The following is a 12973-nucleotide window of genomic DNA, read 5'->3' as shown; positions in this document are numbered from 1 at the left end:
TCTTGCGTTCGAGCGTTCTGAGTATATCTGTGACGTGTTACAGTGTCAAGACATTTTCGCGGGGGATAAAACACTATCGAGAATAAGGAGCCGAGAGCGACGGCCGCGCCGATAGACGGCCGCAGTGACCTGAAGGGAAGCTGTCAGGGGACCGACAACCAGCCGCCTGCGACGGTGAGCCCCGCGACCCGGATGGAGAAAGGCATATCCCGGGTGGGCACAAAAGGCTGCGTGAAGCTGCGCAAAGGCCGCAGCAGGAATCCGGGCACCGGCGCGGCTCCGAGCCGGACCTCCCGAAGGCCGATCTGGATGGCGGACGAGCCGAGGATCTCCGCGGCGATTTCCGCGGAGAGCGGGAAGCCCCGGAAAGCCCCGCGCAGCTTCAGGGTCTTATCCAGGTCCAACTCCGAGATGCGCAGGCCCGGGACGCGGTTCTCCAGGAAAGCCCGCAGCGCGGCGCCATCGACTCGGAGCTTCTCGATGCGCAAGGTGTCCATCTTGAGGAAGCGCAGCTCCCCCAAAGCGTTCAGGCTGCCTGTGGAGACGGGCACGAAAAGCAGTCCTTCCATCTCCAAGCGCAGGTCGTTGAGGCGCAGGCCGCGCAAGTGCACCTCGCGGGCCGAGACCTTGGCCCGCCGGTAGACGCCGCGCTGCGCGTCCCAAGCCCCGAGCTCGACGACCAGGTCCTCGGCCGCGAACGCCCCGTCGGCGTAGTGCCGGGATACGAACCTCCGGCCCGGGAAGGGCGGCCGCGCCAGGTGCCTCTGCTCGTAGAGCACCGCCGTCGATCCGTCGGGCAGCGGCCAGCGGCGGACCGGCTCATAGAACCGCCCGAACCAGCCCTGGGGGTCCTTGACGGTCTCGGACGCTTTCGGCAGAGGGCCGATGACGCTCGGGGGCCCCAGGTAGCCGTCTTTGAGCACCAGGAACTGGGAGAATTCGCACAGCCGGCTGTTGACCCCGCGGATCTGCACGTGCGCAAGCTCGCGGAGCTTGGTCAGCCAGTTGAAGTTCACGCAATTGAAGAAGGTGTCGTTGGCGACCAAGGTGACATCGGCGATGGGCCGGCTCGGGTCGGCGCGCGCCTCGGCTTCCGAAAGGATCTCCCCGATCTTCCAGTCGTCTCGCGACGGGGGCTGGCTGGGGAACAGCGTCACGCTGCGCATGGGCACGGGGATGGAGATCGGCCGCAGCCAGCCGGAAGTGAAGTTGAGCATGGTGAAGAACTGCACCGCGGCCAGGCCCCACACCACGGCCCTGGGCCACGGCCAGGCGCCGATGCCCGCCACGGCCAAGGCCGGCAGACCGGGCAGCAGGTAGCGCAGCTGCCGGTTCGGCACGATCGTCCAGAATACATACGACGATATGAACCAGGCCGCCAGCACCCAGCGGCGGTCCCAGTCCCGCCGTTTCTGAGGGACGCAGATCCCGACCAAGGAGAGGACGAGGAACAGCGGCCCCAAGCCGTCCGCCATCTGCCCAAGATAGTTGAGCACCGCGGTCCCGCGCCAGAATGGGACCGCGAAATCAGCCGAAGCCTGGAACAGCCGCGGGATTATGATGGGTAGATGGACCGCATACCAGGGCATGAAGATCGCCAAGGAGACCCCGGCGGCGGCCAGGACCTGGCGGCGGCTCTCCGGCCGGGCCAGAGCCTTGAGGGCGAGGTAGTAGATCGGCAGGAAATAGCTGAAGAAGCTCCACTTGTGCATCATGCCCAGGGCGAAGAGGGCCCCGAAGGCGAGGGACCCGCCTCAGCGCTGGAAATCCTCGCTGCGCATGAAGGCCCAGTAGGCCGCCGCGGCCCAGGCCACCAGCGACAGGTCCACGAGCTGGGTATGCAGAAGGTCCTGCACCGCCGGCGAGCCGGCGAAGATCACCACGCAAAGCAGAGCCGTCTCGTCGGGGCGGAACCGCCAAGCCAGCCCGAACAGCGCGACACAAAGGATGGCGAGATAGAACCAATTCAGCCACAGGGACGCATTGGCCGGGTCGGAGCTGACGTAAGCGGTCTTGAGCAGGAGCTGATAGAGCGGCGGGAAAGGCGGCATCCCGGGCTTGGGGGCCAGGTGGATGACCTCGGACCAATTGCCCGCCCGGATGGCATTGCGATAGTCCAGGGCGATCTCGAGATGGATCGCCTGGTCCCAGGCCGGCGGCCGGCTCTCCACGCGCACATAGGAGCGCAAGGCCAAGGCCTCCCACGCCAGGAAGACCGCCAAGCCCGCCAAGCTCAGCGCCAGCACACGCGCCTTGGGCCGCACCTCGACCATAGGTCGTCAGTATATATTTTTTGGGCTTCTGGGAACGAAGCGAGTGACTCCTATTCGCCGTGCTTAGGGGGGGATTCCGAGGCGGATCCTAGGTCAGGACATCCCGGTATGCGGCCTCATAGCCGGCGAGCATGGCGGGCAGGGTGAAGCTTTCGGCCACGCGGGTCCGCGCGGCCTGGCCCAAGCGGCGGCGCAGTCCCGGGTCGTCCATGAGCGAGACCAGGGCCTTGGCCAAGGCCCTAGGGTCGCCGGGCGCCACCAGCAGCCCGTCCTGCCCGTCAGTGACCGCCTCGGGGACCCCGTCCACGCGGGAAGCCGCCACCGGCAGGCCCAGGGCCATGGCCTCCAGCAGGGCGTTGGGCAGCCCCTCCCAAAGCGAGGGCAGCACGAAGATGTCGCTGGCGCAGAGCCAGGAGCGGACGTCGCCGCGTTCGCCGGGCAGCTGCACGAGCCGGTGCAGGCCCAGGCGCTCGACCTGGGCCAGCAGCCTGTCGCGCAGCGGGCCGTCGCCGATGATGGCGCAGCGCGGCTTGCGGGAGTCCTTGAGCCCGGCCACGGCGTCGATGAGCACGCCGTGGCCTTTCTGATCGTCGAGCCGGCCCATGGCCAGCAGGAGCGTCTCGTCCTCGCGCAGGCCCAGCTGCAGGCGGGCGCGCTTGCGCTCGGCCTCGGACGGGGCCTCGGGGAGCTCGACTCCGTTGTGCACGGTCTTGACCCGGTCCGCGGCGTAGCCCAGCCTGCGGGTGAGGAAATCGCGGGAAGCCTCGGACTCGGCGATGAGCAGGTCGTCGGCGCCCCGGAGCCAGCGGTCCACGAGCAAAGACCAGGAGGACCGGGTGCGGTAGTTGACCCTCGGGGAGCTCACCAGCTTGAAGGGCGCCTTGGCGCGCCGCTTGACGAAGCGGCAGAGCTGGATGGCCTGGTACATGATGGCCTGCACCAGGTCGGGCCGGGTCTCCCGGATGATCCGCGCCAGGGCGTCGGCGTCGCGCAGCGAGGGCCAGCCGACCAGGCCCAGGCTGCGGGTCGCGACCCCCTGCGCCGCCAGGCGTTGGGCGTAATGGCCGGGAGCCTTGAGGCCGACCACGCCGGCCACCTGGAACCGCTCGGCGTCGAGCCGGGTGGCCAAGGTGAACAGGGTCTTCTCGGCCCCGCCTATGGTGGTCGAAGTCGAGACGAAGAGTATCCTAGGCATCGAGTTTGGGGACACAATACTTAATTCGAGGCTTTCGGGCTGAATCCGCGGGAGTTAGGTATTGTGTCCCCGAATTCAGGTCCCCTTGAAGAAGTCCTTGACGGCCTGGCACACGGCGTCCACGGCCGCCGGCTCCAACTCCGGATACATGGGCAGGGCCAGCGCCGTGCGGCAGGCCTCCTCGGTGTGGGGCAGGGCCGTGGGACGGATCAGGACCTCTTGGTAAGCGGGCTGGCGGTGGACCGGGATCGGGTAGTAGACGCCGTTGCCGATGCCGCGCGCGGTCAGGTGCTTGGCCAGCTCGTCGCGCCGGTCGCAGCGCACCACGAAGAGGTGGAAGGTGTGCGCGGTGCCGGTCCGGCCCGGATCGGGCAGGAAGATGGGCAGGCCCTGGAGGTTCTGGATGTAGCGCAGGGCCACGGCCCGGCGCTTGGCGGTCCACTCCGCCAGGTACTTGAGCTTCACGCGCAGGACCGCGGCCTGCAGCTCGTCGAGGCGGCAGTTCTGCCCCACCCGGACGTGGCGGTAGGCCGCCCCGCCCGTCTCGCGGCCGCAGTTGCGCAGCTGGCGCACGGCTTCGGCCAGGTCGGGGTCTCCCACCGTCACCGCGCCGGCGTCGCCGGCCGCGCCCAGGTTCTTGGAAGGGTAGAAGCTGAAGGCCCCCGCCTCCCCGATGGTCCCGACCGTGCGCCCCTTGTAGGTGGTCAAGTGCGCCTGGGCGCAGTCCTCCACGACTTTGAGGCCCTTCTCCGCCGCCAGGGCGCAAAGCTCGTCCATATCCGCCGGATAGCCGAAGAGGTGCACGGGGATCATGGCCTTGGTCTTGGGGCCCGCGGCGGCGGCGGCGGCGGCGGGGTTCATGGTCATGGTGACCGGGTCGATGTCCACGAAGACGGGAGCGGCGCCCAGGGCCGAGACCGCGGTGGCCGTGGCGATGAAGGTGAAGGAGGGGACGAGCACCTCGTCGCCCGGCCCCACGCCCACGGCTTCCAGGGCCACGTGCAGGGCGTCGGTGCCGTTGGATACGCCCACGGCGTGGCGGGCGCCCAGGGCCGCGGCGAACTCGGTCTCGAACTGCTTGACCTCCGGACCCATGATGAAGGTCCCGGAGTCCACCACCTTCAGCACCGCTTGGCGCAGCTCGGGCGCCAAGCGCTCGTGCTGGGCCTTGAGGCTCAACAGCGGGATCGGATTCGTGGTCGTCTGTTTCAATAGGCCCCCTTGGCCATGATCATGGCCGGGATCGTCTTGAGGATGATCTCCAGGTCCAGGCCCAAAGACCAATGCTCGATGTAGAACATGTCCAGGGCGAAGCGCTGGTCGCTGGCCACGTCGGAACGCCCCGAGACCTGCCAAAGCCCGGTGATGCCGGGCAGGGCGTTCATGCGCTTCTTCGCGGTCTCGCCGAAGTCCCGCTGAAGCGCCTCCACCTCGCCCGTGGTCAAGGCCAAAGGCCGGGGGCCGACCACGCTCATCTCGCCTTTGAGCACGTTGATGAACTGCGGGAACTCGTCCAAGGAGAAGCGCCGCAGCCACTTGCCGACGAGCGTGATGCGCGGGTCGTCCTTGGCCTTGAAGAAGGCGCCTTGCGGACCATGGGCGGCCTTGACCGCGGCGACCCTTGATTCCGCGTCCTGGACCATGGTGCGGAACTTGTAGGCGTAGAAGATCCGGCTCTTGTAGCCGTAGCGCTTCTGCTTGTAGAGCGCCGGTCCCTTGGAATCCAAGCGGATGAGCAGGGCCGCCAGCAGCCAGGGCAGGCCCGCGACCAAGAAGACCAGGAGACAGAAGAACAGGTCGAAGGCGCGCTTGGCCGCGAAGTTGGCCGCGGTCAGGGAGGCGTGCTGGATGCGGTAGGCCGGAAGCCCCAGGCTGTGGTCCATCTGCACTTCGCCCAGGCGCAGCTCCAGGAGGTCCGGGAGCATCTTGAAGGCGATCCCGTGCGCGTCGCAGAGCTCGGCCGCCTCGAGGATGCGGCCGTGGGCCAAGGAGGAATTGAACAAGATGAGCTCGTAGAAGGGGCGCCCGGCCAGGAGGCGTTCCAGCTCGGCTTTTGGGGGCAGTTCGGGAAGCTCCAGGATTTCGGCTCCCGGGTGGCGGTCGCGGATGCGCTCCTTGACGATCTTCGCCACGGCCCCCTTCCCCACCAGGAGCGCGGGCAAAGCGGCCTCGCGCCGGGAGACCCAGCCGTCCACCCACAGCACCAGGGCCTGGCTCAGGCAGACCAGGCCCGCGGAGAGCGGCAGGACCATGGCGAGCATCATCCGCGAGTACTCCAGCCGCGAGTAGACGTAGGTGGCCGCCATGGTGGCCACGGTGGCCAGGAGGCAGCCCTTGACGATCTTGAGGAATCGGTCAGCGCCGCTGATCCAGGGGGCGTCGTAGAGCCGCGCGGAGTACCAGAAGATCATGAGCCACAACGGGACTACGGCGTAGAGCATCTGGCCGTAAAGCTCCCAGCCCGGCACGCGCCCGGGGATGGGGAAAGCTGCGACCCATCTCTCCGATCGGAAGCGCCAGAGATACGCCAAGCGGTAAGCGGCGGCCACGGCCGCCGCGTCCAGGGCCAGGTGGAGGGCCGTGCGCGACCCGTGGCGCAGCCACAGCGGCAAGCGGATCGAGCTTGCCGGCCGGCGATCGGGGGGCGGAGCCACAGCGTGCGGCGCTGGAATCGCCATCCGCGCGATTATATCAATTTTGCTTATACAACCCTTGGAGCAGGGCGATGGCCTTGCTCCAGGGATTTCCACCCTGAAGAGGCGACTTGATGAGTCTGGATGGGAAAACCCAGGGCGGCATGTCCCCTGGGCCTTCGACGCGGCGGCTGCGCTTTGTCAGGTGGTCTGGAATCGCTTCATAGACTCATGCCCGTCATCGGCTTACTGCGCGCTTCCGATCTCTGTCGCCTGTTCCGCCAGCATCCGGGCCTCATCCCGGATCCGCTTCGCCGCTCCGCCGCCCAGCGCTTCGCCCGGCTCCTGCAGCCTGGAGACCCGCGGCTTGCGCGGCTCCACCGACTTCACGGGCTCCGCGGCCTTGGTCTTCAGGTTCGCGCCCGCTGCCGGGAGGGCTTCCGGCGTTTTAGACACCGGGGCGATCGCGGAGGGCGCCTTGGAGAGCCAGCCCTTTTGGGGAGAGTCGATGCCTTCGAACCGGCCGAGAGTCGATTCCGGGGTCAGCGTGCTGAATGCGCCCGCTTTTGCCGCTATCGCCAGTTGCGAGGTCATGACTGAGTTTTCGCCGGCTTGCGACGGGACACCCAGGAAAACAAACGCGGCCGCGAGTTCGAGCATGATCTTCAAATTCACCTTTTTCATAATCCCTCTTCCCGTCTTCATACTAATAGTATAAGGCAGGGACCTCCGGGGGAACTCATGCGCGGCTCATATTTTGCTCAAATAAAATTTGGCTCCTGACAGAATTTTGTGAAAGGCCGCTGATCCGTCCTGGCACTCCGACGCGCTGTAGCGTGTCGGAGTCGCGGGCACGAAGCCCGCAAAAGCCCCGTTACGCAACAATGGCAACGGCTCCGCCCCCTTCGGGGGCGGTTCCGCGCGCCCTGCGGGCGCGCGTTCGTTTGAGATCCTCGCGCTCGGCCATCGTCCCGACGGGCTCCTATTTCCGGACTTATCCACCGACTCGTCCCTGGGCTAAGTTGGTGGATAAGTCAGCCGAGGATGCCGTTTGAATTCACAGTTTTATGCCATGTGCCTAAAATTTGGCGGTGTCCCGGAATCGTACATGTCCACACCGCCGGCAGGACCCGTGGAAATGGTCTTGCCGCCGGCCTTCGGCCGTCGGTTCCCCGCGACTCTGCGAGTCGAGCGGGCGCTTTATGCGTCCAGCACCATGAGGTCAGGACTTTTTACGAAGTAATAAGATTTGCATTCATGGTATATGAAAAGCGATGTTGACTGCATTTGTGGCAGTTAATAGCGGCTAAAAGATTATATCCGACTTCCCTGAACCCGCGGCAGGTGCTGCCGTAGAGGCCCGTCGCCTCAAGGCGCCGAGTCGTTCCAGCGCCGTTGACGGCTGCTTCCCAATCACCCTGGAGTCGGATCCTGCCTGTACAACCCTTGGAGCAGCGCGATGGCCTTGGCGGGCGTGAATTCCCGGCGGATGCGCTCCCGGCCCGCTTGCCCGAGGCAGCGCCGCAACTGCGGGTCCTTGAGGAGCCGGGACACCGCGTCCCGGAGCCCGGCCTCGTCCTTGGCCAAGAAGCCCGTCACTCCCGCCTGGACCGCGTCCCGGTTGCCGGGCACGTCCGAGACCACGGCCGGCAAGCCCAGCGCCATGGCTTCCAAGACGGCATTGGGCAGCCCCTCCCAGCGGGAGTAGTGGACGAAGACATCCAGCCCGCGCAGCCGTTCCAGCACCTCCCCGGGCTTGAGCCAGCCGGTGAACTCGAAACGAGCCGCGAGGCCGAGTCCCTGGACGAGACCGCGCGCCGTCGCCTCCAGCTCCCCCGAGCCGATCCAGACGCAGCGCACAGCCGGCCCGCGCCGGCAGAGCTCGGCGGCCAGACGGATGAAGGCTTCCGGATTGCGGGCCTCGGTCAGGCGGCCGCAGGCGCCCACCACCAGGCCTTCATGGGCCCGGAGGGCAGGCGGCTCGGCGGGGCCCAGATATGGGTCGCAGACCGTGTGGACCGGCTTTCCCCAGGAGAGCTTCCGGGCCAGCTGCGCTTCCCCCGGTGAGACGGCCACGATCTCGCCGATGGCGGAGACAAAGAACTCGAGCAGCCAGTAATAGAGGCGGGCCAAAGACGACCTGTCGGTCTGCAGGAAGGAGTAGCCGTGGGGGGAATAGTATATCCTGGGCACCCGGCACAGCCAGGCCGCCAAGCGCGCCAGGACCCCGGCTTTCGAGGAATGGGCATGGACCACGTCCGGGCGTTCCTTGCGTAGGATGCGTATCAGCCTTAGGAACGCGCGAGCATCATTCCAGGGTGAGATCTCGCGGACCATCTCCGGCACATGATAGGCGGACCGCGCTCCGGCGGCCGTGGCGCGGTACTGCTCCGGCTCGTTGCCGGGCCGCACGGAATAGACCAAGACCGTCTCGAACCGGTCTGCATCCAGTCCGTTGCAGATGGCGGCGACCTGGTTGCCGGTGCCGCCGGGCCCGCCGCATTCGAGGACTTGCAGCACCCGGACCTTTTTCTCAACCGCCGCCTGGTCCTGAGCGTGTTTCTCCCAGGCTTGCTCCACGAATCCGGCAAGACGGGATTTGAAATGCCTGACGTCGAACTGGAGGGCATGGGAGCGTATGGCGGCTGGTTCAAAGCGCGTCTGTCGCGCGCGCTGCATGGCGTCGGCCAGGGCCTTGGGAGTCTGCGCGTCGAAAAGAGTCCCGGTCACGCCTTCTATCACGGTCTCCAAAGCGCCGCCTTTCTTGTAGGCGATCACGGGCCTGCCGCAGGCCATGGCTTCCACCGGGGTGATGCCGAAATCCTCATTCTGCGGGAAAAGCAGGGCCTCGCAATCCCGGTAGAGCTCCCGCAAGGCCTCGCCGCTTTGCCACCCCAGGAACTCCACCGGCGCCCCCGCGGCCAGTCGTCTTAGCCGCTGCTCCTCGGTCCCGACCCCGACGATCTTGAGCGGAGCGTTCAGCCTTCGGCAAGCGGCAATGGCCAGGTCCACGCGTTTGTAGGGCACCAAGGCGCCCGCGCTCAGGTAGTAGGGCCGCGGACCCGCGCCGCCGCCCGGAGGTGAGGGGGTGAAGAAGCCGGTGTCCACGGGCGGATGGATGACGGCGGAATCCCGGGTGTAGGCCTTCTGGATGCGCTGGCGGACGTTCTCGCTGTTGGCGATGAAGAGATCGACGCCGCGGCTGGTCTTCTTGTCCCAGCGCATGAGATGCGGCCTCAGCCAGCCGGCGCCCCTCTTCAGCCAGGCCCGGGAGCCGTCCGCGAAATAGGCGTGGAATTCGTCATAGACGTAGCGCATCGGCGTGTGGCAATAGCAGATATGCAGCGGCCGCCTCTTCCCGGGGCGCCGGGTCATGGGCACGCCCTTGGCCACGCAATGGTTGAAGGACAAGACCAGGTCGCAATCGCCCAGGTCGAAGCCTCGGATGGCCGAAGGCATCAAGGGCAGGAGGTAGCGGTAATAGCGATGCACGCCCGGCAAGGAGTTCAGCCAGGAGACGTGGACGCCTTTGGAATTGATGAGCCCGGAGATCCGGTCCGGCCGGTGGATCAAGGTGTAGATCTCGGCGTCCGGGAACAGCTCGCAGGCGGCCTCCAGCACCTTCTCGCCGCCGCGCATCCCGGTCAGCCAGTCATGGACGAAGGCGATCTTCTTCGGAATCAAGCGGGGACACCTTCAGCCGGGGGCTTCAGGCAGGTTGCGAACAGGCCGAGGAAGCACCAGAAGGTCATGTTGCACGCGCCCCAGTAGAATCCGTCGAAGAACAAGAATGTGACGGCGATGCTCGCCCAGCCGACCAATAAAGATTTATAGAAATCCGCCTCTTGGGGATCATCCATCAACTTGATCTTCTGCCATCCGGCGCGGACCAATCCGGCAAAGAAAGCCAACAGCAGCCCGAAGCTCAATATCCCATTTTCAATGGCCCATCGCAGATATTGGTTGTCAGGGGTTCCCCTCCAAGGCAGCGTGCTGTGGAAATAAGGTTTGCATGCCGTGGGGAACTGTCCGAATCCTACGCCCAGCAGCCAACGATCCTGCAAGACCTTGGCCGTCTGGAGGACCGCGAGACGCTGCCGTATGCTTTCTTCCGAGAGTTGAAAGGACTGGAGCCTAACCAAAAGCAGATGCTGAGTCCTTGGCCAAGCCATAAGAATGCCCAGACATAGCAATATGCCGGCCATGATCTTGATAGTTCCCCTCGGATTTCGAGTCAAGCCCAAGGCATGCATCAATATCATGGCCGCCAGCATTCCCACCCAAGCCGAGCGCACTTGGGCCAAGAGCAGGATGGACGATAGCAGGGCTATGGCGCAGAGGTGCGCCCAGAAGAAATGCCTCTTATATCTCAAAAGCCAGAGTCCTAGCGGCAAGAAGGCGACGAGAGTGGAAGCATAGGGGATCCTGTTGCCTTGGGTGCCAAGGGGGCTGCGAGACACGCGAAGTGCTTCATCAGGCCGATAAAAGGGGTTGTCAGGCTGAGCTGTTTGAGTTATAGGGACGGTGGCATCCGTCCCGAGCGGGTTGTAGTCCAAAAAAATTTCTGACAATCCCAGCAAAGAGGCGGCGATGATCACAGGGTAGATCCAATACAGAAGCAGGCGATCCGCTCTTCTTCGATACGCGACTGCGAATATCACGCCGCCGGGTATGAGCCCGCGCACTATCCAGCTGAAGCATTGGCGAGTGGACCACAAGGGATCGCCGCTGCGCAGAATCCCGGGCAAGCAAACCAAGGGCAATAGCCACCAAAACAACTCCCATTTGGTCCACTGACGCTTGAATGCCAGCGCCAATGCCGCGGCTCCCGCCATCGGCAGCACGGTGAGGATGTAGTAAGCGGGCAGAAAATAACCGAACAATGTCCAGCGCACACCCTGTAGGTGGTGCATGGGGTAACCGAGATTCAAGCCCCATACCACCATGACGACGAACAGGGAAAAAGGAGAGCACGCAGGCATGAGCTTTTTCAGCCCGGTCATTTCGCGCTACGCGAAACTGGGGCGGATTTGTAAGAGGGCACGAACTGTTTTAGTGCCTCCAAAAGCGGAGCCGTGTCGGGCCGGCAGCAGAGTTCTCCGAGTTCCTTGATTTTCCCGCGTATGATCGCCAGGTCCGCTTCCTCGGGGAGGGCGGCGAAGATGTCGGGATGGCCGGTGTCCCTGCGGATGTCGCCGTCGCGGAAGAGTTCCTCGTAGAGTTTCTCCCCCGGGCGCAGGCCGGTGAACACAATCTTGATGTCGCGGTCCGGTTCTAGACCTGAGAGGAGGATGAGGTTGCGCGCGACCTCCACGACCTTCACGGGTTCGCCCATGTTCAGCACGAATATCTCACCACCGCCGCCCAAGGCGCAGGCCTGCAAGATGAGCTGGACCGCTTCCTCGGTGGTCATGAAGTACCGCGTCACTTCCGGGTGCGTGACGGTCACTGGGCCGCCATGCTCGATCTGTTCCTTGAAGATATTGATGGCGCTGCCGGAACTGCCCAGCACGTTGCCGAAGCGCACTGACATGAATTTGGTGGCGGGGCTTCCCGCGAAAGCGCGGATGACCATCTCGCCCAGGCGCTTGGAAACGCCCATCACGTTGGCCGGTCTTACCGCCTTGTCCGTGGAGACGTACAGAAAGCGCTCCACACCGTGCTTGACCGCTTTATCGGCCAGCAGGTGTGTATTGAGAGTGTTGTTTTTTACGGCTTCTTGGGGGTTCGATTCCATGAGCGGCACGTGTTTATGTGCCGCGGCATGGAACACCACCTGCGGTTTGTGCGCTGAAAACAGGTTCTCCAACAACGCTTCGTCGCCCACGTCGCCTACGATGGGCAGGCGCACGGTCGAAGAGTTCACGGCCGCGAGCTCGCGGTCGATGTAGAACAGGGCGGTGTTGTGATTCTCCAGAAGCAGCAGCTTCGCCGGCCTAAAATGCAGTATCTGGCGGGAGAGTTCCGCGCCGATGGTCCCGCCCGCGCCTGTCACCAGCACGGTCTTTCCCTTCAGTATCCTTCCGACCGCGTTCAGGTCCGTGTGCACCGACTTGCGTTGCAGCAGGTCCGAAAGTTCTATCTTGCGGATGCCGCGATGGCGCGCCGAATCGGACCGCAGGGTCTCTTCGATGGTGGGGACTGTCTTGAACTGCACCTTCCGGCTCCCATGGTCTTTGCATATCTCCATGAGTTCCTTGATGAGCTGGCCGCGCGAGTGGTTCACGGCCACAACGACCTCGTCCACCCGGTGCTTCTCGATGACGCGCGGCAGGTCGTGCCGGCCGCCGAGTATGTTCACGCCATGAATGCGGTGATGCCATTTGGCGCTGTCATCGTCTATGAAACCGACGAGGTGGTGAGTCCTTCGTCTGTTCCGCTGGATGCCGCGCACGATGCTCTCTCCGAGGTCGCCGGCCCCGAATATGAGCATGCGCGGCAACTCCGCCGTGTCGCCTTGGTAGCGCCACTCGCGGGTGACTCGGATGCCGAACCTGATGAGACCGACCAGGATGAGCGCGAGGAGGGGGTCTATGAAGAGGACCGAGCGCGGGAAATGCGCGTGCTGCAGCAAGAGCACCGCAGCCATGATGACGATCTGGCTGGCCCCTACCGCTTTCAGCAGCGTGGTGAGGTCGGCGATGCTGGCGTATCTCCAGAGTCCCTGGTATGCGCCGAAAAACAATAAAGCGGCGATTCGCAGCGCTACCACAAGCCATACCGTGTGGAGAAACCCGGGCCATTCCTCGGGGGGCATCTGGAAGTCAAACCGCAGAAGGAAGGCCAGGTAGTACGACGCCGCGAAAGCCGCCGCGTCGGCTAGCTCGATGGCTCTGCGCCGGTATGGCTCAAGCCTTTTCTGCATGACGCAT

At 64.8% G+C, this 12973-nt stretch carries 9 protein-coding genes; all 9 read right to left on the bottom strand.

Translation table 11 applies throughout. The annotated features are described in order from the left end of the window. Positions 1–143: 143 nt before the first annotated feature. A complete protein-coding gene (locus NTY77_13980; protein ID MCX5796599.1) occupies positions 144–1715 on the bottom strand; it encodes an LmeA family phospholipid-binding protein in 1572 nt (523 codons plus the stop codon). A gap of 39 nt (positions 1716–1754) precedes the next feature. Then, entirely contained in the window at positions 1755–2273 is a 519-nt protein-coding gene (locus NTY77_13975) for a hypothetical protein (protein MCX5796598.1), read from the bottom strand. Between the two features lie 88 nt (positions 2274–2361). Then, complete coding sequence (locus NTY77_13970; protein ID MCX5796597.1) at positions 2362–3468, bottom strand: glycosyltransferase; 1107 nt, start codon at positions 3466–3468, stop codon at positions 2362–2364. Positions 3469–3543: 75 nt separating this feature from the next. Continuing rightward, positions 3544–4680 carry a DegT/DnrJ/EryC1/StrS family aminotransferase gene (locus tag NTY77_13965; protein MCX5796596.1) on the bottom strand — a complete coding sequence of 379 codons (1137 nt, stop codon included), beginning with the start codon at positions 4678–4680 and terminating at the stop codon, positions 3544–3546. Then, positions 4677–6146, bottom strand: coding sequence for a sugar transferase (locus NTY77_13960; GenBank protein ID MCX5796595.1), 1470 nt, complete (start codon positions 6144–6146; stop codon positions 4677–4679). Before NTY77_13960 ends, NTY77_13965 begins: the two co-directional genes overlap by 4 nt. Positions 6147–6347: 201 nt before the next feature. Beyond that, positions 6348–6785 carry a hypothetical protein gene (locus NTY77_13955; GenBank protein MCX5796594.1) on the bottom strand — a complete coding sequence of 146 codons (438 nt, stop codon included), beginning with the start codon at positions 6783–6785 and terminating at the stop codon, positions 6348–6350. A gap of 729 nt (positions 6786–7514) precedes the next feature. Continuing rightward, positions 7515–9785: a glycosyltransferase gene (locus NTY77_13950; protein ID MCX5796593.1), complete on the bottom strand. Its 2271-nt coding sequence runs from the start codon at positions 9783–9785 to the stop codon at positions 7515–7517. After that, positions 9782–11104: an O-antigen ligase family protein gene (locus tag NTY77_13945; GenBank protein ID MCX5796592.1), complete on the bottom strand. Its 1323-nt coding sequence runs from the start codon at positions 11102–11104 to the stop codon at positions 9782–9784. Before NTY77_13945 ends, NTY77_13950 begins: the two co-directional genes overlap by 4 nt. Further along, on the bottom strand, positions 11101–12966 hold the full coding sequence (locus tag NTY77_13940; GenBank protein MCX5796591.1) for a nucleoside-diphosphate sugar epimerase/dehydratase: 1866 nt from the start codon (positions 12964–12966) through the stop codon (positions 11101–11103). The genes NTY77_13945 and NTY77_13940 overlap by 4 nt, the downstream gene beginning before the upstream one ends. Positions 12967–12973: the final 7 nt, after the last annotated feature.

The sequence above is a fragment of the Elusimicrobiota bacterium genome (assembly GCA_026388095.1).
Lineage (GTDB): Bacteria > Elusimicrobiota > Elusimicrobia > UBA1565 > UBA9628 > UBA9628.
Note: the sequence above shows the minus strand (reverse complement) of the source record. Positions and strands in the feature narration are given on the sequence as shown.